A 22,264-nucleotide genomic window follows, 5' to 3' on the forward strand; every position below is an offset into this window, starting at 1 on the left:
GTGCGGCTTTATTTTGCTTCAGACTCCTTGCTGCTGCAGATAAATATTAAATAATTAATATCTTTGTCTAAGTCCCAGATAATAAACGGATCAATCACTTCCCGGGGCATCAGAGCCAGTAAATTTGTTTCTTCAATAATGCTTTTCACAAGTGTCGTTTTCGCGGCTTCAATTTCCCCGGCATGGCCTTCCTCAATAAGCTGGCGCTCTACCGGGGTCAATACACTGGTTCGTTCAATCAGTACTACGCGGTGGTTTAAAGGCTTTGTATCTACTACAGCTGAGAGCCCTTCTTTATTTTCTCCCGCTTTTTTCACTACGCTGTTTACCTCTTCTTGCCATTTATCCGCTGTGCCGGATTCCTGCTCCAAAGGCGTATCGATTGTACCAAAAATGACCCCGGAGCGATGGTGCAGGTTCCAGTTCGTGTAAATGTCGAGTATTTCCTCTCCAGTCACTGCTTCAAGCTCTGCTTTAATATCGGCATACAGGACACCCATCAGCATCTCCCTAAGCTCTTCCACTTTTCTGCCCTCATTTTTTTGAATCAAAATTTGTTCCATCGGTACCAGAAAATCACGAATATGGACGCAAAAATACGGCGGTGCCCATGTCGTATGTACAGAGATTGGGCCTTTTCCAAAGCTCTCCCGCAATACCTTTCCGATATATCCAGCTATTGCTGATTGCACTTCCTTTACTTCTGACATAACACTCTTCTCCTTTTCTTTCAAACCTTATCTTGTTGTACAAGCTTATATACAGCAACCTAAAGAAACGCGCGAAGCCTTATAAAAGCATAAAAAAAGCCACAGAGGAAAAATATCCTTTGTAGCTTACCGTTTAGCTCAAATGTCTAACGATCCTGCATCAATCACTATGTTATTTGGTTGTACGTGGAGCCCTCCGAAAAAGGGTCCATGAACCTTATCTTCCGTCACTATAACGACTTATTTTCAGCCCTATTGTCTAAAAATTTCTATCGTCTGTATAAAATATTCATTTTTTATTCACATTTCACTTTACCTGTTTTGAATCAATTTTGCAATGAATGGATTTACTGGATGGATGCTATAAAATAAACGCCGCTGCCAGGCCACAGATAAACAAGGGGATATTAAAGTGTAGAAATGTGGGTACACATGTGTCCCAAATATGATCATGACGGCCATCAGCATTCAGCCCCGCTGTTGGGCCGAGTGTGCTGTCAGAAGCCGGGGAGCCCGCGTCTCCAATTGCTCCAGCAGTGCCGATTAAAGCTGCTGTAGCAAGCGGTGAAAAGCCGAGTGAAGCACTTAGTGGCACAAACAACGCTGCAAGGATAGGAATCGTTCCAAACGAAGAGCCGATGCCCATGGTAATCAATAGCCCTGTTAAAAGCATTACTACTGCCCCGAGCAGCTGGCTTCCTCCAAGTATGTCAGAAGTAACTGCCACTAATTCCTCCACTGCTCCTGTGTCCTGGAGCACGGTAGCATATCCGGAGGCAAGCAGCATAACAAAGGCGATCATCCCCATCATGCGTACACCGTCATTCACTGTCTGGTCGGCTTCTATAATTGGCACCACCCGGAAAATGAACATGGCTGCAATACCTGTCAACGCACCAATTACTAAAGATTCTGTCCATACCTGAACCACGAGCGCACAGACGATCGCAATTAACGTCAATAGATGTGACAACCGGAATTTATTTGTGTTTTTCAAGCCATTTTCCGCTTCTGTAACGTCTACGTTTCCTGCCCCGGTTTCTTTTTCCCTGCGATACGTAATGAATACAGCCACCAGCAGACCGGCCACCATGCCCACTACTGGAATAAGCATCGCCTGCCAAATCTGTCCGAAAGCAATATTCATGCCGTTTTCGTTCATGCTCTCCTGTATAATTTGATGAAATATTAAACCATATCCTGCAGGAATCAGCATATACGGCGCCTTTAAGCCGAAAGTCAAGCTGACCGCCACCGCCCGCCGGTTGATTTTCATATGGTCAAACAAATACAAAAGCGGCGGGATGAGTATTGGTATAAAGGCAATATGTACTGGGATAACATTCTGCGACAGGCAGGCCACCCCTGCAATAGTCAGCAGTAAAGCCGCCCGTTTATTCTTTAACAGCTTCACTAAATGCGTAACTAAAAAACCTGTAATACCCGAATAACCAATCATGACAGCAAAAACACCGAGCAGGATATAGCTGAGAGCGGTATCCGCCCGGCCGCCCATGCCTGATACGAGCATTTCGACGGAATCGGTAAATGAAAGTCCGGCGATCAGTCCTGCGGTGACTGCTGCCCCCATTAGTGCAAGAATGACATTCAGCCGGAAGAGACTCAGTACAATTAATACCAGCACTGAAACAATAACTGCGTACTCCACTTTGTTTCCCTCGTTTCTCTTCTTTGATCGTTTATGTATATGAATGTGTGTTAAACGCACAAAGAAGATTTTAGCATAAATCCTTTAGCCTGCTCAAACTTTATCAGAGTAAAACATTGTTCGCCACTTAAAACTCCCACTCGTAATGAGTCCAGGCACTTTTTGCCCCGCCGAGCGACTCGTAAAGCCTTCGTGCTTTGTGATTCATCCGGTCTGTTTCAAGCACCATTCCGGCAAAATCCTCCGACTGTACATAAGAAAGCACAAATTCGAGAAGCTCTTTCCCGTAATGGTGCCCCTGAAACTCCGGAGTGATATACAGATCGTTTAAGATAGCTGTTTTTTTAACCTTAAGGGTGCTGAATGTCTGGTATAAAGTAGCAAAGCCGATCAGGTCACCGTAATACTCCACAATAAATTGAATGCCTGTTTCTGGCTGGGCCAAAAGTTTTTTAATTAACGTTTTTAATTTGCCGATGCCGGGATCGGGGTGATCATAGTGGTCTACAATGTATGTCTGCATTACTTCTGCAAGTTCCGGAATATCTTCTGCTTCTACGGTTCGGATTCTTATACTCATGACTGCCTCCTGCATAGTTCTATTACCTTGCTCATAATTGCCTCATCGCACTATAGTTCATCTTATGGCACATAGAAACAGGATACAACCCTGAAACTAAAAGCTGCTGCCGGAAAATATCTTTTTAATTTCATAAAAAACAGGAGCAGCGTAAGCTGCCCCCGTTTTTATCAGTCATGAAAATTTGTGCCGTCAGTAGTTGCTTCAATATAATTTGCGCGGATAACGAAATCCCCAAAATGCTCTCCTTCATACCTCTCTTTGGCAAAACGGGCAAACATTGGTTCAAGCTCGCTTAGTATCTCTTCTTCCCCGATATTTTCCCGATAAAGCTTGCTAAGGCGGTCTCCGTTAAAGCTTGCTCCTAAATACATGTTATATTTACCGGGAGCTTTTCCGATAAAGCCGATTTCCCCAAGCGCAGAACGGGCACAGCCATTTGGACAGCCCGTCATGCGGATTATAACATCTTCATCCCGCAGGCCCTGCTCCTCAAGCATCACTTCAAGTTTATCGACCAAGGACGGAAGGTAACGCTCGGCTTCTGCCATCGCGAGTCCACAGGTCGGGAAAGCCACACAGGCCATAGAATTCCGGCGGAGAGCAGAATAGTGTTTTCCATCTGTAAGGCCATAATCCTCAATCAATTTATTGATCTGCCGTTTTTTATGGCTCGTAATATCAGAAATAACCACATTCTGGTTCGGTGTCATTCGAAAATCACCGGTGTGAATTTTGGCTATTTCACGAAGGCCGGTCATTAATTGATAGTTCTCCTGATCCTTGATTCTCCCATTTTCGATAAACAGGGTAAAATGCCATTTACCGTCATTGCCTTTAACCCATCCATACTCGTCCCCGTTGCTTTCGAACTCATATGGACGGGCGGCCTCTACTTCATAGCCGAGACGCTCGTTCAATTCGCTTTTCAGCCATTCAACCCCGTAACGGTCAATCGTATATTTGAACCGGGCATTTTTCCGGTTGGAACGGTTGCCGTAGTCGCGCTGGATCGTCAGCAGCTTCTCGGAAGCATTCACCACTTCTTCTTTTGGCACAAAGCCGATCACACGCCCAAGCTGCGGGTACGTATCCGGCTCACCATGCGTCATCCCCATGCCGCCGCCAACGGAGACGTTAAAGCCCTGCAACTCCCCATTTTCCACAATGGCAATGTATCCGATGTCCTGGGAGAAAACATCAATATCATTGGACGGGGGCACTGCTACGCCGATCTTGAATTTTCTCGGCAGATACGTTTCGCCGTAGATGGGTTCAACTACTTCTTTACTGTCCGCCACTTTTTCTTCATCAAGCCAAATTTCATGATAGGCCGTGGTGCGCGGCAGCAAATGGTCGCTGATCTGTTTGGAATATTCATATACTTCTTCATGCACATCAGATTGATGCGGGTTCACGTTACACATAACGTTTCTGTTAACGTCTCCACAGGCGGCGATCGAATCCATCATGGCTGCATTAATTTCCTGCAGATTCTTTTTCATATTCCATTTGAGAATCCCGTGCATTTGAAACGTCTGCCGGGTAGTGAGCCGGAGAGTGCCGTTGCCGTATTTATGCGACACTTCGTCCATTGTGAGCCACTGTTCCGGTGTAATGACGCCTGCCGGCAAACGTACGCGGAGCATAAACTGGTATGCGGGTTCAAGCTTTTGCTGGCGGCGCTCGTTGCGCAGGTCCCGGTCATCCTGCATATAGCTTCCGTGAAACTTCATCAGCTTTCCATCTGCTTCAGGAATGCTTGCAGTGATAGGATTTGCCATTGTTTTAACAAGCGTACCGCGTAAGAAGTTACTGTCTTTTTTCAAGTGCTCCATGCCATTTAACGGGGCATCTTGAATGTTTTTTAAGCTAGTGTATTCTGACATATGCGTTTAATTCCTCCCCGGTAGTTATTAATATACGTCACGCTGGTAGCGTTTTTGCTGCTGAAGATCGAGCATGTACGCTTCAGCTTCTTCATGGGTCATATTTCCTTCATTTTCAAGCACGGTCACGAGAGCTTCATGTACGTCATGGGCCATCCGCTTTTCATCACCGCAGATGTATAGGAACGCGCCATCCTGCAGCCACTGGTACACCTCTCCACTGTTTTCAAGAATCCGGTGCTGAACGTATACTTTTTCTTCATTGTCTCTCGAGAAGGCTACATCCATTTTGGATAAGGAACCGTCTTCAAGCCACTGCTGCCATTCTGTCTGATAGAGAAAATCGGTCCGGAAATGCTGGTCTCCGAAAAACAGCCAGGATTTTCCGTCCGCTTCCACTTCCTCCCGCTCTTCAACAAATGAACGGAATGGCGCGATTCCAGTTCCGGGCCCTACCATGATCACAGGGGCAGACGGGTTCTCCGGAAGCTTGAAATTCGGGTTGTGCTGAATGTAAATAGGGAGCGTATCCCCCGGCTCTGTGCGTTCTGCACACTGTCCAGAACAAACGCCAGTGCGTGGCCTCCCGTGGGCATCGTAGCGAACTGCGCCTACCGTTAAATGCACTTCATCCGGATTGGCAGATGGGCTGCTTGCAATGGAGTACAGGCGAGGCGGTATTTTCCTCAGATTACCCACCACGTCGGCAGCTCCCCCCTGCCACGGTCCATAATCCTTTAATAAATCTAACAGGTCGCGTCCTTCAAGGTACGTGCGCAGCTCATCAGCCTGTCCTGTTTCCAGGAGTTCCTGAAGCTTTTCGTTATTTGTCAGTTTGCTCATTTTTTCGAGCAGTGGTTTCGTTAATACTGTAATTTCAAAATGAGAGAGGAGTGCTTCCCGAAGCGAACGAATATCTCCCTGCTTGTTCAATACTACCGTTTCTTCCGGGTTCCAGTCCATTTCACGGATTAGCTGGTCCACCAGAAGCGGATCGTTTTCCGGGAACATGCCGAGGCTGTCCCCTGGTTCAAAGGTTAAACCTGAGCCTTCAAGCGATAGCTCTACGTGGCGGGTTTCCTTTGCGGATCCTCTGCCGTTTAAATTAATGTTCTCCAAAATTTCGGCCCGAAACGGATTTGTCCTTGAATATGCCGGCTGCTCTGCAGTCGGAGCAGTTGGTGCGGCTGCTCCTGCAGGGGCCGCTGCTGCCTGTGCTGTTTCTTCCTGAAGCTCATTCAGGCTTGATAGAACCCCCTGGATCCATTCTTCAGCATCGTCGTCAAAATCAACATCACAATCTACTCTCGGATACAGACGAGCACCTCCAAGGTTTTCGATCCGCTGATCCAGATCTTTACCTGTCTGGCAGAAATGTTCATAAGAAGTATCACCGAGTGCAAGCACAGAAAAGCGTGCATCTTCAAGTTTCGGAGCTTTACGTCCGTGCAGGAACTCATAAAAGGAAAGAGCGTTATCCGGTGGATCGCCTTCTCCGTGTGTACTTACAATAACCAAAAGGTTTTCAATCTTTTTCATATTTTTTGTCTTAAAATCGTCCATCGAACTTACGGTTACATTATATCCATGGTCCTTCAGCCTTCTCGAGCTGTCTTCGGCTATCATTTGGCCGTTTCCAGTCTGAGAGCCAAATAGAATAGTTACTTCTTTGGAAGCCGTTTCGGCCTGTTCGGCCTGCTGTGCCGGTGTTTCTTGGACAGCAGGTGCTTCAGCTGTTGCCGGTGCTGCTCCCGCGCTCGCCTGGGAAGCTAAATACCCACTTAACCAAATTTTCTGATTTTCTGTTAATGTTGGCAGGAGCTGGTTCAGTAAATCTACCTGCTCCTGGCTAAAAGGACTATTGGTAACCTGCAATTGCACTCTCTCCACCTCACAAATAAATTTAACTGCAATCTTATCATTCTAAGGACAAAATAATTTTTTCTCTGTCTTTATTTTATCCATGTGTATAAACTGGTCATTTTATTACGCTCAATTTTATCCGTATAATTCTTATGTGTCAAGTCGGTTTTAAATCCTTAAGGGAATAATGAGCAGTCTTTTATATTCTATCATACCCCTAAGTCCGTTACGTTCGCTTTAAAAAATTATTTACTTGAAAAAAATGGTAGATTATTGCGCAGTTTTACCATATAATAAAATTACTTTTCAGAAAGAAGGTGAGGCCTTGACCAATATCGAATCGTTTACACGGCAGTTGGTGCAGCAGGCAATAGCTGCAGGGGCATCGGATATTCATCTGCTGCCGTCTTATGCAGAAGCTTCTCTATATTTTCGTATTCACGGACGTCTCGAGCTTTCAGACACTTATTCAGCGGCTTTCGCACACAGGCTCATTACCCATTTGAAATTCAGAGCCGGTATGGATATCGGTGAACGAAGACGTCCGCAGGACGGCTCTCTTACGTACCGCTCGCTTCATCCTCCAGTACACCTTCGCCTTTCTACCATGCCTTCAGAACGTATGGAAAGCTTTTCTATCCGGCTGCTTCCGCAAACCTTTCACTATACCTTTCCACAGCTGTTTTTAACTTCCCACACTACCCGCTCATTCGAAAACGTGCTTGCTTCCCGTAAAGGGCTGGTTCTTTTAACCGGTGCCACAGGCTCGGGAAAATCTACTACTCTTTACGCTATGCTTGAACATCTGCTTTCCACCCAGCCACAGCGTATCATCACGATCGAAGACCCTGTCGAACTTCGTCTTCCCGGCTGCATCCAAACCGAAGTCAATGATAAAGCCGACCTGACCTATGCTTCTCTGCTGAAAGCTTCCATGCGGCATGACCCGGATGTAATTATGATAGGGGAGATCCGGGACGGGGAAACAGCACATCTGGCACTGCGGGCGGCGCTCACCGGCCATCTGGTGCTCACTACTCTGCATGCCGGCAGTACGTTCGGGGTGCTCCGCAGATTGCTCGACCTTGGGCTCTCAAAAACAGATTTGTTTGAAACTATTACCTTCATCGCCCACCAACGGCTCGTTTCCACTTCTTCTCTTTCCGCTCCCAGGCGACTAGCGTTATTTGATTTTTCCACACGTCCAGATATTCATTCCATGCTTCATTCCGATCAACCACTCGATTTCTCCCGAATGAATGACCAGTTGAAACGAGGATACGCGCTCGGCTTATTTGGTAAAGAAACCTTTTCAGAGGCTCCTTTATGAGCCGGCTGTCAAAAAAGAACTGGAAGCCGGAAGCGAAAGCACTGTTTCTTCAGCAGCTAGGTGAACTGCTTGGCAGCGGCTATCATCTGGATCAATCCATTCAAATGCTTTCCTGGGAACAGCCTGCTTTCGTCACTGACTCTCTTCGAAGCATACGAAGACACCTTCGAAGCGGCCGGGAACTGCATCAGCTTTTACTTGACCACCATTTCCCCTCCGACATTGCTGCTTTTGTTTATTTTGCAGAACAGTCCGGACGTCTTTCCGAAGGATTAGCTGCAGCAGGCAGCCATTTTATGAACCGGCTGGAAGCATGGAGCAGCTTTCGTAAAGTTTTGTATTATCCAATGTTTCTTCTGTGGCTCCTGATTGTTCTCGCTTATGTTTTTGTGCGCTATCTTTTCCCCCAGTTTCTCGAGCTGTTTGAACAGCTGAGCATGGACCTCCCCTTTTATACCAGAATGATGATGAAAATGATTTCCTTTGCCCCTGTATTTTTTGTATCCATTTTTATTCTGCTGGCGGGGTTCGGGCTGTTTTACGCTTTTGCTGTCCGGCTAAAGCCTGCTTCTACACGGATTCTTTTTTGGTCAAGGGTGCCGTTTCTCCGCCCTTTTATTGCTATGAGGACTACCTCCTCTTTTGCCGAGCAGTTCGGCTACCTACTATTAAATGGCCTCTCTCTTGCCGAAAGCTGTCTTGTCTTAAAAAATCAGGCACACTCTCCGTTGTTTCAGGAAGAAGGAGGGCGCCTCGAGCAATTGCTTACTTCCGGGACTCCTCTGGCAGAAACGTTCCGGCCTCCCTGGTATCTCGAAAGCCTTAGGCAGGCGGTTCAATACGGGCAGTCCACTGGATCTCTTGGCAAGGTGCTTGTACAATACAGCAGCCAAACGCAGCATAAACTCGAAACGAGCATCCAGCGGTTGACCATGGCCGCCCAGCCTATTCTTTTCTTTTCCGTCGGCATTCTAATTTTAAGTCTTTTTGCTGCCGTATTTTTGCCTATGTACCACATGATTACTTCTATACAATAAAAAGGAGCGACTATTTATGCAAATACCTCACGATTATTTTTTTGAACGACTTTTGGTTCTTGAAAAACGCTTGACGGATCTTGAAAACCATAAAGAAGAAGACATCGCTTCTTTACTTCAGCTGCTTCGCCAATCCCGGGCCTCCAGAAAGGAAAAAAACTATGTTTAAAGACAGTAAAGGTTTCACCATGGTGGAAATGCTGATTGTGCTGCTTATTATTACCGTGCTTCTTTTAATTGCGATCCCAAATATCGGTACAAACAATCAGGTTGCCCAGTCTAAAGGATGCGATGCCACTATTCAGCTTTTAGAAACCCAGGCCGCAGCATACGAAGTGGAGTATGGTAGTGAACCCTCTTCCCTGCAGGACCTTGTGGAGGCTGATTATGTAGAAACTATTACCTGCCCGGACAATACCCCGCTCGTTTACAGTAACGGAGCTGTAAGTAAAGGATCCTGATGTCTTTTTTCTGTTCACGGGGCTATACCTTCCCGGAAGCTATCGCAGTACTGCTTATTTTCAGCGTACTTGCTGCCGTGCCGCTTATTCATTTCTCGTCAGCATACGAGAGTGCACGTGAAGATCACTTCGTCAAGCAGCTGGAGGCGGACCTCGTTTACAGCCAGCACTATGCGTACTCCTATAACACCTCCACCCGCATGGAGTGGAACCAGGAGGAGAACTATTATATTCTTAGAGGCAACGACCGCAACAAACTATACATCCACCGGACCATCCCCGAAGGGTTTTTTTCGCCTACCACCTCCAAGATTTTCTTCGAAGAGATATCCTATAATGGAAATGGCGCTATTAAAAAACCAGGGACCATAATTCTCCACGGCCCGTCCCAGTCGTACCGTTTTATCTTTCAAATCGGAAGGGGGCGGCTTCGTGTTGAGAAATCCCCGTAATGGCTTTACCCTGATCGAAGCCGTCAGCGCTCTCTCACTTCTATTCGCTGTGTTTTTACTTACACTTCCCCTGCTTCATCAAACTTACAAAACCTGGGGCAGCCAGCAGCTGTATTACGAGCAGCTGTACGTGATGGAAAAGGAAGCAGGGCGTATTCACCAGTCTGCTTCTGCTGCTGTCGCCCCTGCTGCCTATACGAAAGGAAAAATCCATGTTCATATTAAAGTACACAAAAAAGGCTATAACGTGTGTACTTCCATCGAAGACACGAGAAACGAGCAGTGTGTCTATGTACTTCCGAAACAATAAAGGCATCACGCTTCCTGAGATGATTATTACGCTTATACTGTTCAGCCTCTGGGCTCTCGCCGCCGCAAAATTCAGCAGCCTGCTTTTAACCGACGTCCCTGCGCCTGATACTGAAGCGCGTTTATTTGTTCAGCAAATGGAAGAGGATATGCAGACCGCTCACACACTAAGGTATGAAGAACAGCGATTCTACATTGAAGCCCATGAAAACACGTACGAATATTTCATGTCAGAAGGCCGGGTGATACGCCGAGTAGATAATGAAGGGTTTGAAATTATGCTTCAGGGAGCCTCTGCTTTTTTTGTTGAGGCCGGGGATTACGGCGCAGATGTGGAGGTGATCTTAAATAATGGACAGCCGATCCGAACCTTTCTTTCCTACCATACAGCCAAAGAGAAACTCCGCCCTGCGTGAAGGCTTTATCCTTCCTTCCACCATCTTCTTTCTTCTGTTTGTCTTTTTATTCATGATACTGGCTGCGGGGCTTTTAAAGCTTCAGCTGCTTCAGCAGAATGAAGAGTTCGGCTCCCAGGATGTGAAATGGATGATACGGAATGCTGAAAATATTTATATTGAAGCTCCTTCCGAAGCCGGCCTCCTCTCCATGCCCGAGGGGAGCGTGGAGTGGGAAGAAAGCAGGCATGGCGAAACTAAATTCACGGCCCGCCACCGTATGGGGTTTTCCAAACAGGTGGTTTACCCAACAGAATGGAAATCTTCTATTTATGAAGCCCGCTCCCGTACAGAGCATAAGTAAAGCCGGCAGAATAATTCTGCCGGCTTTACTCTCGTGCTATTGTTTTCTTGCGTTCTGCACGGACTCCATTTTCTTTTTCATTTGCTTTCCTTCTGCGTCCCGGCGGTCATCAATACGGATATTTGTTGACACCCGCTGGTAGCCTTCCTGAAATGGGATCTCGTGTATCTCTCTGACTGCCTGAAGCAGATCATCAATATTTCCTTCGAGAAGGGTACTCATCGGTGTCATTTCAATATCGATTTTATCGTTATGCTTTTCGAGCACGTCCTGAATTTTTGCCACGGTGTCCGACATCCCAGTCCCCTGTTTGTCTATAGGAGAGACTGTCACATCAACAATTGCCATAGATAACTGCTCCTTTCGTTTTCGTCGGAGCCGGTGTGGAAATTCATGTTCAGCCAGCGTGCGAAAAGCCGTAATTGCGGTTTGAACATGTACTTTCTCCGGCACCGAACAAGTAATGTTTCGTTGAAGCCAATACGAAGGCTTCAGCCATGTTTTTCTGCTGCCTGCAAAGTGCCGTTGAAGCACTTTTTCTGCCGCAAAAGCCATTGGCAGTGATATATAGGCACTGACAGCTATAAAAACATTTCCCGGAGAAGAAACAATGTAAACCGGAGACGCCATAACAAGAAACAAAATGAAGTATATAAACACAATATTGGTGGAGCAGTGGGGATTTGTAATTGAAGCAAGCTTGATTCTTCTCCAGGAGCTTTTTCGCGGGACCCCCGAAAAGCTGAAAATTTTGTGTTCCGCCCCGTGAAACTTTTTAAGCTGTTCCGGAAAAATAAAATGTGTTCCCATGGCAAACAGCAGAAATGTATAAAACGGAAGCAGTTGAAAGGCTGCGGCTGTGAACCACGCCGCAGCTGCAAGCTTGTACCACCCAGGCATGGCACTTGCAACTGCTGTCATTACCTTTAAGTAAGACCGCAGGGAAAGCGGAAGCAGCTCATTGTGGATCTTTCCTTCCCTGTCAATATAAGCTCTGCTAATAAAGGAAGCTCCAAAGAAAAGCACTCCATGCTGATAAGAAAGCCCGCGGATTTTCATCCCGCCCTTTACTCGCCGTACATGAATCTAGAACCGGCGATCCCCGGCTTGGTCATTTCTTTGGCATCCAGAATTTCATCAAGCTCTTCTTCCGACAATATTCCCCGCTCGATGCAGATGGAGCGTACGCTCTGATCGGTCTCGATGGCTTCTCTTGCGATGCGGGCTGCTGTTTCGTACCCAACATGCGGGTTAATAGCTGTAATAATGCCTACGCTCCGCTCCACCATGTTCCGGCAGTGGTCAATGTTGGCTGTAATGCCTTCAATCGTGTATTCCTGAAACACCTTTAAGCCATTCTGCAGCACAGACAGCGACTGAAGCAGATTAAATACGAGGACCGGTTCCATTACGTTCAATTCAAGCTGGCCCGCTTCCGAGGCATGGCTGATTGTATGATCGTTCCCAATCACCTGAAAAGAAATCTGGTTAATTAATTCGCACATTACCGGGTTCACTTTTCCTGGCATAATTGAGGACCCCGGCTGTCGGGAAGGAAGGTTGATTTCATTTAAGCCGGTCCTCGGGCCAGAGCTCATCAGGCGGAGATCATTCGCCATTTTAGAAAGGTTAATGGCATGTACTTTAAGTGCCGCAGATAATTCAGTGTAGGAATCCGTATTCTGCGTTGCATCCACCAGATCGGTGGCGCTGTAAAAAGGCATCCCAGTATGCTCGGCAAGAATCTCTGCTACACGCCCGATATATTCAGGCATAGCATTAAGCCCTGTACCGACAGCTGTCGCCCCAAGGTTAATTTCATACAAATGATCCACTGAACGCTTAATTCGCCGCAGATCTCTTGTAAGCACCCTACGGTAGGCTCCGAACTCCTGGCCGAGGCGGATAGGCACTGCGTCCTGCAGATGTGTTCGCCCCATTTTAATCACATTGTCAAACTCTTCTTCTTTCTCGCCCATCGCCTCGATTAAGTTATCAAGCGCAGTTACAAGACCCCTGGAAAGGCGCAGTGCTGAAATATGAATAGCGGTCGGAAAGGAATCATTGGTGGATTGGGCCATATTCACGTGAGTGTTCGGGCTGACCCGCAGATAATCCCCTTTCTCGCCTCCGAGTATTTCAATGGCTCGGTTGGCGATGACTTCGTTTGCATTCATATTAAAGGAAGTACCTGCTCCGCCCTGAATAGAGTCCACGATAAATTGATCATCAAATTTGCCTTCAATGACCTCATCTGCTGCTTCGATGATCGCCTCGGCAATTGATTCATTTAAAAAACCGACTTCTGTATTCGCCGTGGCCGCAGCTTTTTTAACGTACCCAAACCCTTTAATTAATTCCGTGTGCGGCGGGTACCCGGTTATTGGAAAATTTTCTTTTGCCCTGAGCGTCTGGATGCCGTAATAAGCGTCTTTAGGCACTCTCTTTTCTCCTAAAAAGTCACGTTCCACACGGTAGTTTTCCATGTTTTTAGCCCCTTTTTAACAATCGTTTTTTCTGTCTCAGTCGTTCATGTAATGCTGTTTCGCCAGCCACGCGGCTCCCGCTACGCCAGCGTCGTTCCCGAGGTCCGCAATGACAAAATTTGTTCCTTTTTTTACTTTGTCGAGCGCGAAAACATCAAAATGAGCACGAAGCGTATGCAGTAAATCGTCACCGGCAGCTGCCACCCCGCCTCCAATCACGATCCGCTCGGGGTTCAGGGTGTTGGCAATATTGCCGACGGCAAGCCCTAAATAATACATAGCATGATCAATCACGCCGGCACAATAAGGGTCCGCGGATGTCGCGTACGCGAACAAGTCCTTGGTGGTAATTTCTTCTCCGCGCTGATGCACATCATAAATCGGAGAGCCCTCTGCTTCGTCTATATGCTCCAGAGCCCCCCGGACCATGCCCGTGGCTGATGAGATAGTTTCCAGGCAGCCACGCTTCCCGCAGTTACAAAGCCGGCCTCCCTCTGGTTTGACGGTCACATGGCCAACTTCCCCAGCCATGTTGTCTTTGCCGTTCACCAAATTCCCATTAAGCACAATGCCCGCGCCAACGCCCGTACCGAGGGTAATAAAAATCATGTTCTGGACGTCTGTGCCGGCGCCTTTCCAATATTCCCCTGCGGCTGCCAGGTTGGCATCGTTGTCGAGCGCTACGGGGAATCCAAGCTTATCTTCAAGAATACGTGCGACCGGATAGTCTTTCCAGCCTATGTTTGTTGCAAATTCAATAATACCCTTTTCTATGTCAATAAACCCCGGAAGCCCCGCGCCGGCGCCGGCGACTTCCGTCAACGGGATGTGCTTTTCTTGAAGCTCATGCTGAATGGATGCGGCTATTTCATCGAGCACGTATTTTCCGTTTTCTTCCTTACTCGTCTTGATACTCCATTTGTGGTCCATGCCGCCGTTTTGATCGAACAGAGCCATTTTCACTGCAGTGCCGCCGATATCGATTCCTATTACATATTTTCCAGCCATTTGTTTACCCCTTTTCCTACTCGATTCGTCGTTCTCTTTTTATCGTCAATAAAGCAGTCTGATACATTCTGACATCCAAAAGACCGTTACGATACGCTTCCTTGATTTCTTCTTCCATTAAATCTAAGTCCATCAAACGATTTTTTGTATAAATGAAGGCTCCGACCGTACGAAGCCACGTCCGGATTTCTGTCATGGATTCCATCGTTATCCTGCTTCCTTTCATTATAGCAAGCGAAAGGCAATTTTCTACTACGTATTTTGTTCAGCTCCACCGGTACATGCCGATAACGAAAAAGGTGGCGAATGCTAAAATAAACATCACAAATGCTCCTATACGCACAAACTGCCAGCGGTGGCCCGGCAGGTGCACAAACACAGAAGCAATGAACCCGCCAATAAGACCACCGATATGCGCCCCGTTATCTACTGCCTGTACGGTAAATCCAAATGCCAGGTTGATGCCGAGAATCACAAGCACATTCATGCCAAGTGTACGGAAAAACAGGCGCTGATGGGCCAGTCCCAGATATAAAAGAGCGCCAAAACAGCCAAAAATGGCTCCGCTTGCTCCTGCCGAGACTTGTTCGTTCATAGCAAAGCTGACCGTAGAGGCGAATACACCAGCAGCAAAATAAATAATAATAAACCGCCCTGTGCCGTAAATACGTTCTGTGATACCGCCAATAAAAAACAGGGCCAGACTGTTCATAAATAAGTGCAGAAAACCAATATGAAGAAACATAGCAGTAACCAGCCGCCACCATTCTCCTTCGACAATACCCGGATTGTACTTCGCCCCCAGCTCAATAAGCGTGTTGATATTCATGCTGCTGCCAGCGCGTTCCAGCACTAAAAAAATCGCAGCCAGTAATGCCAGGACAGTGTAAGTGACAATTGGCTTTCCACTGGAAAAAAAGGACATATCCTGCTGTTCAAGCTCCCGCTGTTTGTTCTCTGCCTGCCGGCGGTAAAAAGAGGCTCTTTGTTCATGCTCTTCGGGATCAAGCTCTTCTTCGAGCTCTCCCCATATCCATTCATTAGTCTTTAAATACGTACTGACGGCCGAAGGCGGATCCGCTATGCCGCGTCCATTGTCGTCGGCGAACAAAAAGGAATAGGCTTCATGTTCTCCGCTCTCCATTGGCGCTTCCATATCAGCGGGCGGATACGAAGTAATATAGACATTGGCAAATTTTGCTTTCCTTAAGGCAAGCCTGCGCTTCCAGCCGTGAAAGCTTTTTTCAGCCTCTCTCCTGTCCTCTTCTAACCGTTCAAGGCGTTCATATTCTACGCGCGCCATGCGTACCACCCACGGCTGCCCGTTCACGTCCCCCTGAAGCCATATACGTTTTCGGTCGGGCCCGACATCAATCAGGCGGAACGATTCTTCTTCCATGAGCTGCTCTGTAAATTTCCAAAACTGGTGCGTTTCCCGTTTAGACATCCGAACGCCGTCCTTCTTCCGCTATTTCTTTTAAATACAGGGCTGCTTTGTTAAAATTGCTAAACTTTCTTACTGTTTTCGACGAATGATCGTTTTCTTCCCCCCGGGTGTTTACATAAAAGGCTTCCCACCCTGCATTTTCCGCTCCCTTTACATCATGGTCCCAGGAGTCTCCGACAAACAGCGCCTGTTCTCTGCGGCTCCCCAAATGCTGCAGCGCTTCGTCAAAAATAGCCGCCTTCGGCTTCGGGGCTTCAGCCGTTTCCGAAATAAAAAGATGCCTGCGATCTATCCAGCGGTCAAGCTCGAGCTGATAAAATTTTTCTTTTTGGAGCTCCTCCGACCCATTGGTAATAATCCCCAGGCGCACGTTGCTTTTTGTGAGCGATTCCAACAAATCAGGTACGCTCTCATATAGTTCGCTGAATTCGGGCAGACGCTGCTCGTATTCCTGATGAAAGCTAAGTGCTTCGCGGGCCGAACTCGGAAGTCTGAACACATGCATGGTTTCTTCATACCGCTTGATCCGGTACTGCTCCTGAGTAAGACTGCCTTCCTCGTATTCCTGCCAAAACAAATCGCAGTGATATTTAAACACTTCGAACCATCTGTCTTCATGAACAAACGGGGCTTCGCTATTTAATTGCTTTCTGATGGAGACAAACACAGCCTTGATTGTTTTCTGAAAAGCTTTTTCGTGATCATAAAGGGTGTTGTCCAGATCGAAACAAATTGTTGTCCAGCGCATGTACTTGTGCCACCTTTCTTCCTTCCATTATAGCAACCTCCCGCAAAAGGCGAAATCAAAAGGAAAAAAGAAGGGCAGCGTACAATGCTGTAACTATCATCCCGCCGCCAAAAGAGCTTAGCGCATTCACAGCGTTATTGGTCATCCATGAAACGCCCGAAGCATAAATGGTTTTTCTGCCGTGATGAACCTCTGCTTCTGTGTAAGACTTACATTCACTGCACCAGTTTATCCGCTCTGCGTACGCTCCGAGAAACGTGTCTATAAAGCAGCCTCCTGCTCCTGCGATACACACGGAAACAAGCATAAACATCCCAAGCTCTTCAGATAAGTAAAAGACGGCCCCTCCTATAAGGGCGGCGCCCCCGCAGGCACCCAGTGTTCCAACTGTTGAAACCGCTCCGGACCATCCATTTTCTGTTTGTTTTCGACTGCGAATATGAAAGGGGCGGCCTCCGAAGCGCCGGCCGATCTCTGAAGCCCACGTATCCGCATTCGATGCCGCCACTGCCCCAACAGCAGCAGCCAAAAATCCCTCCCACGGAACTGCGCTGTATAAGGCGGCAAATAAAAGCATCGGCCCCCCATTTGCCCATACCTGCCAGCTGTCCCGCTGGACCTTTTCCTGCCTGTTCAAGCGTGAGAGGGCTGTCGAACTAATAAAAAAAATAAGCAGGGCCGCTGTTCCCGGCCAACTTGTCCATACGTAGATAAGCGTACCAAGCACCCCTGCTGACATCGTACCGAAAAGCGTTAGGGATCGTTTTTGCCAAATGGTGAGTAAAAACAGCGCGAACACTAGACCCAGTGCTGTTTCACCCCACATGAAGAAGCCCGTCACTGCTGATCAGAGTCTGTACCGGCACATCGTGCGCTTCTACCGGAATATGCTCCTGAAGCTGAAAAGTATGAATCAGGGCAGCCGTGGAAAAATCCGCCCGGTTTAGAAAACGGTCATAGTACCCGCCTCCAAATCCAATACGATAGCCTTCTTTATTAAACACTAGACCAGGCACAAGAATAAGGTCAAGCTGCTCCGGAGGAACGAGGGCACAGACGCTTTTTTTAGGCTCGTATATCTGGCCGATCGAGCGTTCAAGCTCACCGAAATTCTGAATTTCATAAAATTCCATTCCACGCTGTTCGGGATCTATTTTAGGTACACATATCCGCTTTCCTTGCTGCCAGCCAGTTTCAATGATTGGTCCGGTGTTTATTTCATTTTTGAGTGATACCGTTACCGCGATCGTATCCGCCTGTTTCCAGCCGTCCCATTGAAATAAATATTCGTAAATTTTCTTTTCCGCCTTCAGACGCTCGCTTCCGGAAAGGGCCTGGTACGAGCTGTTTATCTTCTGGCGGAGCCTATGTTTATTCAATTGCATCCCCCTTCCACGTTATTTTTCCTTATACGTTGCTTTAAGACAAAAGAAAAAGCAGCTGGGAGATGTAATCTCCTGCTGCTTATTTCGTTTCGCGATGAAGAGTGTGCTTTCCTAAACGAGGAGAATATTTGTTCAATTCAATACGCTCAGGGTTCGTGCGTTTATTTTTGCTGGTAATGTAATTACGGTCACCAGTCTCTGTGCAGGCAAGCGTTATTTGTACACGCATGTGATTCCCTCCCTACTTTCGTACATTTTTCATACTTAGTAATACTATCAGATTCCTATTTGTGCTTCAAGTCTGTGGTGTTAGTTTTTCCAAGGAAAGTTAAGAAGATTTTTCTTAAAAGCGGCAAATCAGGCAAACACGGTATTAATGTGAGGCTCAGCCTCCGGCTGTTGTTCCCAAAGGATTACTGTTCTTCGTCCGCGGATGCTTCATCGCCCTCTGCATTTTCTTCGCCTTCCGCATTCTCTTCTCCGTTTTCTTCTTCAGCGTCACCTTCACCACTGCCGGCCCCCGGGCGCTCTTCTTTAAGGTTTTCATAGGCCTGCATCGTATCGGCAGCAATGCTGTTGGCAATACCCGATCGTCCGCCCTCATCACTTGAATAAGTATTAGGAACAACTACCGCAATCGCAATCTCCGGGTCTTCATACGGCCCGTAGGCAATAAAGGTCTGGTTGTTAACATCTACTACTTCATTATCGCTTTCCCTGCGCACACTGCGCTCAGCCGTACCAGTTTTCCCGGCAACTTCCATATTTACATCGGTAAAATAGCTGTCCGCTGTGCCAAGCTCGGTGTTTACCACGTCATACATGCCCTCCTGGGCGATATCAAAGTATTCTTTGTCAATATTAACTTGGTTCAGCATGTTCGGTTCAAACTGGTGGAGCACTGCTCCCATCTCGTCGGTATTACGGTTAGGTTCACGAATTTCTTTTACCAGGTGCGGCTCCATCCGTTTTCCGTCCGAAGCAATAGTCGCAGAATACTGCGCCAGCTGCAGCGGCGTGTACGTATCAAGCTGGCCGAAGGAGAAAAATAACAAGCTGCCTGGCACCTGTGTACCAGCATTTAAACCGGTAGCTTCTGATGGAAGATCGACACTTGTCTCCACCCCGAGGCCAAACTGGTGATAGTAGTCTCTCATCGTCGCATATGCTTCGTCCACTTTTTGATTGTTGAAACCATCGTTACTTCCATACTCGTAATCCATCAGCCGCATTGCAATTTCAGACATAAACACGTTGGAGGATTCTTGAATAGCACCGACAACATCTATCGTGCCGATTTCATGAGAAGAGCTGACTTTTCCCCCTGGACCGGGAAGGTCAATCGGCCTGTCGTTGATTTTCGTGTCTTCCGTAATGACTTCCTCCTGGAGACCAATCATACCTGTCGCGGGCTTGATCGTGGAACCCATCTCATACGTGTTCGTTATATTCCCGAGCTGATCATCGTAGCCATTTATGGCAAGTATCTCTCCAGTATTCGGGTCGATCGCAGTCACGTACGCCTGCTGATCGTTTGGAAATGAGCCCTCTGACTGCCCCATCTGATCGTCAATTATCGTCTGTACTTCCCGCTGCAGATCCATGTCAATCGATAGCACCAGGTCATTACCGCGGCTTCCGTTACTCGTTTCCTCTGCTTCATCGTCTTCACCACTGACGGTTCCTTTTTTGCCTCTCAGTGTATCTTCATAATGTTCTTCGAGAAAGCTCTGGCCTACTTCATCGGAACGCTGGTATCCTTTGGCCAGAAACTCAGACACCGTTTCTTGAGGAATCGATCCTACATTTCCATACAGACTTTGAAACGCCTTTGTGTACTGATAGTCGCGCCTGAAGTCTCTTGTTACATCCACGCCCTCCAGCTCATCGAGGCGGGCACTAATAGCAGTGGCTTCTCCCTCTGTTAAATCCCGTTTCACACGCTGCGGAGAGTCGTAGTAGCCAGAAATCATTTCACTCCAGATGGCCACCACTTCCAGTTCTTCGTCACTGATGTCATTTAATTGTTCGTCTGTAATCCGGTCAAGCTGAACTTCATACGGATCTTTACCGTTTTCCATCAGCCGCTGCTCTTCTTTATCCGAAACGAGTTTATCCGCTTCATTTTCCCGTGTCAAAAGCCAGTAGTCCTGCAAATTTCTTTCGGGCATGCTATCGCGATCTGTTTCTTCTTCATCAAACTCAATCAGCTCAGCCAGCTCTTCAGCTGTCTGAATACGTTCGTCGTCCTCGTAGCTTCTCTGGTTCGTGTACGTTAATGTCAGAATAAGGTTGTTGCCCACCAGCTCTGTGCCATTTCGGTCGTACATGATCCCTCGCGGGGCATCGACGCGGCTTGCAGAAGTGGATGCTGTCTCATTTACGTCTTCTTCATATGTATCACCTTCAACGATCTGTACGTACCCAAGCCGCAAAATCAATATAGAAAATAATATAAAAACGGCGAAAAAAAGAACGTTCAGCCGAAAAGGAATGGTAGGTTTTTTATTTTTTCCAGAAGCCACACGCAATCCCTCTCTTAATGTATATATGTTTGCTGATCACTTATTAATTATAGCACAGAAAGAGGCTGCTGCCGAACTTCTGCTTTCTGCCAAAACAAAAAATCCGCTCCCGAAAATGGGAACGGATTCTGCAGAAATATTATTTTGCTTCCTGATAATTCTTTTCAACTTCGTCCCAGTTCACAACATTCCAGAATGCTGCTACGTAATCCGGGCGACGGTTTTGATATTTCAGGTAATAAGCGTGCTCCCAAACGTCCAGGCCGAGAAGAGGAGTTTTCCCTTCCATAACTGGGGAGTCCTGGTTGAGCGTATCCATAAGTTCAAGCTCACCGTTGTTTAAGACGAGCCATGCCCAGCCGGAGCCAAAACGACCGGTAGCCGTTGCGCCGAATTCTTCTTTAAATTTGTCAAAGCTCCCCCACTTGCTCTTAATGGCATCTGCCACTTCGCCTGTTGGTTCTCCACCGCCGTTCGGGCTGAGAAGCTTCCAGAAAATGGAGTGGTTGGAATGGCCGCCGCCGTTGTTTCTTACTGCGGTACGGATATCTTCAGGTACAGCGTTCAAATCGCTGATCAGTTCATCAACGCTTTTGTTTTGAAGATCGCTGTGGTTTTCCAAGGCTGAATTTAATTTTGTTACATACGTGTTGTGGTGTTTATCGTGGTGAATGTTCATTGTCTGCTCATCGATATGAGGCTCTAATGCGTTTGGTGCATAAGGTAGATCTGGTAGTTGATGTGTACTCATACAAAATGCCCTCCTTGAAAGTTCTGGTGATTTGTACAAAGTGACTATGCAATAATTTAGTATACAAAATTACACTTAGTCTACTTTCACTTTACCAAAACAATACTTATTTTTCAAATCAGCTTTCTGGCTAATTCAAACTAGAAAGCCTGCCACGATTGATTATTCCCTTTTGCTTTTTCTTTAAACATAAAAAATTCGGCAGTGTTTGCTGAAAACCAGAAAATCAAAAGCTTAAAAATGTCTGCATACACGATCGTCCCTTTTCCGGACCAACCTGGCTTTCAAACAAAAAAACTTCCCCGGCTTTGCCGAAAAAGTTTAGTGGATGTCTATATTAAATCCGTTTGTGTTTACAATCATAGTTTAATAATGGCGGAGGAAGAGGGATTCGAACCCTCGCGAGCCGTAAAGCTCCTAACGGTTTTCGAGACCGTCCCCTTCAGCCGTACTTGGGTATTCCTCCATGAGAATATTCATCCACTGTTTTTAAAGTGGTGGACCCTGTAGGACTCGAACCTACGACCGGACGGTTATGAGCCGTCTGCTCTAACCAACTGAGCTAAGGGTCCCTAAGAGTATTCCAGAGAAAAAAATGGGGCGGTTGATGGGAATTGAACCCACGAATGCCGGAACCACAATCCGGTGCGTTAACCACTTCGCCACAACCGCCGTATGCTTATGTAAATGTATTGGTAGCGGCGGAGGGGATCGAACCCCCGACCTCACGGGTATGAACCGTACGCTCTAGCCAGCTGAGCTACGCCGCCATGGCTCCGCAGGCAGGATTCGAACCTGCGACCAATCGGTTAACAGCCGATTGCTCTACCACTGAGCTACTGCGGAATGTGTTAC

24 protein-coding genes and 5 tRNA genes are annotated in these 22,264 nt (G+C 47.1%); 8 read left to right on the forward strand and 21 right to left on the reverse strand.

The window, feature by feature from the left end:
* Positions 1-8: 8 nt before the first annotated feature.
* The 5 genes from CHL76_RS04220 to CHL76_RS04240 form a co-directional block, all read right to left on the reverse strand.
* A complete protein-coding gene (locus CHL76_RS04220) occupies positions 9-710 on the reverse strand; it encodes a Na-translocating system protein MpsC family protein (RefSeq protein WP_094907941.1) in 702 nt (233 codons plus the stop codon).
* Positions 711-1,071: 361 nt separating this feature from the next.
* Positions 1,072-2,379 (reverse strand): Na+/H+ antiporter family protein, encoded by a 1,308-nt coding sequence (locus CHL76_RS04225; protein ID WP_079476802.1) that lies wholly within the window; start codon positions 2,377-2,379, stop codon positions 1,072-1,074.
* A 127-nt stretch (positions 2,380-2,506) separates the two neighbouring features.
* Positions 2,507-2,959, reverse strand: a complete 453-nt coding sequence (locus tag CHL76_RS04230) for a GNAT family N-acetyltransferase (protein ID WP_158219061.1) — start codon at positions 2,957-2,959, stop codon at positions 2,507-2,509.
* 170 nt (positions 2,960-3,129) lie between these two features.
* Positions 3,130-4,848 carry an assimilatory sulfite reductase (NADPH) hemoprotein subunit gene (gene cysI, locus CHL76_RS04235; RefSeq protein WP_094907943.1) on the reverse strand — a complete coding sequence of 573 codons (1,719 nt, stop codon included), beginning with the start codon at positions 4,846-4,848 and terminating at the stop codon, positions 3,130-3,132.
* Between the two features lie 27 nt (positions 4,849-4,875).
* Positions 4,876-6,729, reverse strand: coding sequence for an assimilatory sulfite reductase (NADPH) flavoprotein subunit (locus tag CHL76_RS04240; protein WP_094907944.1), 1,854 nt, complete (start codon positions 6,727-6,729; stop codon positions 4,876-4,878).
* 307 nt (positions 6,730-7,036) lie between these two features.
* On the opposite strand from CHL76_RS04240, the gene comGA reads away from it, so the two are divergent.
* From comGA to CHL76_RS04270, 8 genes are read left to right on the forward strand one after another with little or no spacing between them, the layout of a single operon-like run.
* Positions 7,037-8,041, forward strand: coding sequence for a competence type IV pilus ATPase ComGA (comGA, locus tag CHL76_RS04245; protein ID WP_158219062.1), 1,005 nt, complete (start codon positions 7,037-7,039; stop codon positions 8,039-8,041).
* Positions 8,038-9,078, forward strand: coding sequence for a competence type IV pilus assembly protein ComGB (comGB, locus tag CHL76_RS04250; protein ID WP_094907946.1), 1,041 nt, complete (start codon positions 8,038-8,040; stop codon positions 9,076-9,078). Before comGA ends, comGB begins: the two co-directional genes overlap by 4 nt.
* 16 nt (positions 9,079-9,094) lie before the next feature.
* On the forward strand, positions 9,095-9,247 hold the full coding sequence (locus tag CHL76_RS16960) for a hypothetical protein (RefSeq protein ID WP_158219063.1): 153 nt from the start codon (positions 9,095-9,097) through the stop codon (positions 9,245-9,247).
* On the forward strand, positions 9,240-9,539 hold the full coding sequence (gene comGC / locus CHL76_RS04255) for a competence type IV pilus major pilin ComGC (RefSeq protein ID WP_079476808.1): 300 nt from the start codon (positions 9,240-9,242) through the stop codon (positions 9,537-9,539). Before CHL76_RS16960 ends, comGC begins: the two co-directional genes overlap by 8 nt.
* A complete protein-coding gene (gene comGD / locus CHL76_RS04260) occupies positions 9,539-9,991 on the forward strand; it encodes a competence type IV pilus minor pilin ComGD (protein WP_094907947.1) in 453 nt (150 codons plus the stop codon). Before comGC ends, comGD begins: the two co-directional genes overlap by 1 nt.
* Positions 9,972-10,301 (forward strand): hypothetical protein, encoded by a 330-nt coding sequence (locus CHL76_RS16810; RefSeq protein ID WP_079476810.1) that lies wholly within the window; start codon positions 9,972-9,974, stop codon positions 10,299-10,301. Before comGD ends, CHL76_RS16810 begins: the two co-directional genes overlap by 20 nt.
* Positions 10,282-10,716, forward strand: coding sequence for a competence type IV pilus minor pilin ComGF (locus CHL76_RS04265; protein WP_186807350.1), 435 nt, complete (start codon positions 10,282-10,284; stop codon positions 10,714-10,716). Before CHL76_RS16810 ends, CHL76_RS04265 begins: the two co-directional genes overlap by 20 nt.
* A 52-nt stretch (positions 10,717-10,768) precedes the next feature.
* Positions 10,769-11,059 carry a hypothetical protein gene (locus CHL76_RS04270; RefSeq protein ID WP_147041515.1) on the forward strand — a complete coding sequence of 97 codons (291 nt, stop codon included), beginning with the start codon at positions 10,769-10,771 and terminating at the stop codon, positions 11,057-11,059.
* Between the two features lie 36 nt (positions 11,060-11,095).
* Here the strand turns inward: CHL76_RS04270 and CHL76_RS04275 are convergent, their stop codons facing one another.
* The 16 genes from CHL76_RS04275 to CHL76_RS04350 form a co-directional block, all read right to left on the reverse strand.
* On the reverse strand, positions 11,096-12,118 hold the full coding sequence (locus CHL76_RS04275; protein WP_094907950.1) for an MTH1187 family thiamine-binding protein: 1,023 nt from the start codon (positions 12,116-12,118) through the stop codon (positions 11,096-11,098).
* Between the two features lie 8 nt (positions 12,119-12,126).
* Positions 12,127-13,545 (reverse strand): aspartate ammonia-lyase, encoded by a 1,419-nt coding sequence (gene aspA / locus CHL76_RS04280; RefSeq protein WP_079476814.1) that lies wholly within the window; start codon positions 13,543-13,545, stop codon positions 12,127-12,129.
* A gap of 36 nt (positions 13,546-13,581) precedes the next feature.
* The gene (locus CHL76_RS04285; RefSeq protein ID WP_094907951.1) at positions 13,582-14,553 is read right to left on the reverse strand and encodes an ROK family glucokinase; all 972 of its coding nucleotides are present in this window, start codon (positions 14,551-14,553) and stop codon (positions 13,582-13,584) included.
* A 16-nt stretch (positions 14,554-14,569) separates the two neighbouring features.
* A complete protein-coding gene (locus CHL76_RS04290; RefSeq protein WP_094907952.1) occupies positions 14,570-14,758 on the reverse strand; it encodes a YqgQ family protein in 189 nt (62 codons plus the stop codon).
* 60 nt (positions 14,759-14,818) lie between these two features.
* Positions 14,819-16,000, reverse strand: coding sequence for a rhomboid family intramembrane serine protease (locus tag CHL76_RS04295; RefSeq protein WP_233133214.1), 1,182 nt, complete (start codon positions 15,998-16,000; stop codon positions 14,819-14,821).
* Positions 15,993-16,748, reverse strand: a complete 756-nt coding sequence (locus CHL76_RS04300; RefSeq protein ID WP_094907953.1) for an HAD family hydrolase — start codon at positions 16,746-16,748, stop codon at positions 15,993-15,995. Before CHL76_RS04300 ends, CHL76_RS04295 begins: the two co-directional genes overlap by 8 nt.
* A 55-nt stretch (positions 16,749-16,803) precedes the next feature.
* A complete protein-coding gene (locus CHL76_RS04305; protein ID WP_094907954.1) occupies positions 16,804-17,574 on the reverse strand; it encodes a DUF92 domain-containing protein in 771 nt (256 codons plus the stop codon).
* Positions 17,564-18,127, reverse strand: coding sequence for a 5-formyltetrahydrofolate cyclo-ligase (locus CHL76_RS04310; protein WP_158219065.1), 564 nt, complete (start codon positions 18,125-18,127; stop codon positions 17,564-17,566). The genes CHL76_RS04305 and CHL76_RS04310 overlap by 11 nt, the downstream gene beginning before the upstream one ends.
* Before the next feature lie 85 nt (positions 18,128-18,212).
* Positions 18,213-18,362: a 50S ribosomal protein L33 gene (gene rpmG / locus CHL76_RS04315; protein WP_079476821.1), complete on the reverse strand. Its 150-nt coding sequence runs from the start codon at positions 18,360-18,362 to the stop codon at positions 18,213-18,215.
* Between the two features lie 184 nt (positions 18,363-18,546).
* Entirely contained in the window at positions 18,547-20,658 is a 2,112-nt protein-coding gene (locus CHL76_RS04320) for a peptidoglycan D,D-transpeptidase FtsI family protein (RefSeq protein WP_094907956.1), read from the reverse strand.
* 139 nt (positions 20,659-20,797) lie between these two features.
* The gene (locus CHL76_RS04325; RefSeq protein ID WP_079476823.1) at positions 20,798-21,409 is read right to left on the reverse strand and encodes a superoxide dismutase; all 612 of its coding nucleotides are present in this window, start codon (positions 21,407-21,409) and stop codon (positions 20,798-20,800) included.
* A 373-nt stretch (positions 21,410-21,782) separates the two neighbouring features.
* Positions 21,783-21,875: transfer RNA gene (locus CHL76_RS04330), tRNA-Ser, on the reverse strand.
* A gap of 29 nt (positions 21,876-21,904) precedes the next feature.
* A tRNA-Ile gene (locus CHL76_RS04335) sits at positions 21,905-21,981 on the reverse strand.
* A 24-nt stretch (positions 21,982-22,005) separates the two neighbouring features.
* Positions 22,006-22,081, reverse strand: a tRNA-His gene (locus CHL76_RS04340).
* 21 nt (positions 22,082-22,102) lie between these two features.
* Positions 22,103-22,179 (reverse strand) — tRNA-Met (locus CHL76_RS04345).
* A gap of 1 nt (position 22,180) precedes the next feature.
* Positions 22,181-22,255 (reverse strand) — tRNA-Asn (locus CHL76_RS04350).
* Positions 22,256-22,264 lie beyond the last annotated feature (9 nt).

Source organism: Marinococcus halophilus (assembly GCF_002265875.1).
GTDB lineage: Bacteria > Bacillota > Bacilli > Bacillales > Marinococcaceae > Marinococcus > Marinococcus halophilus.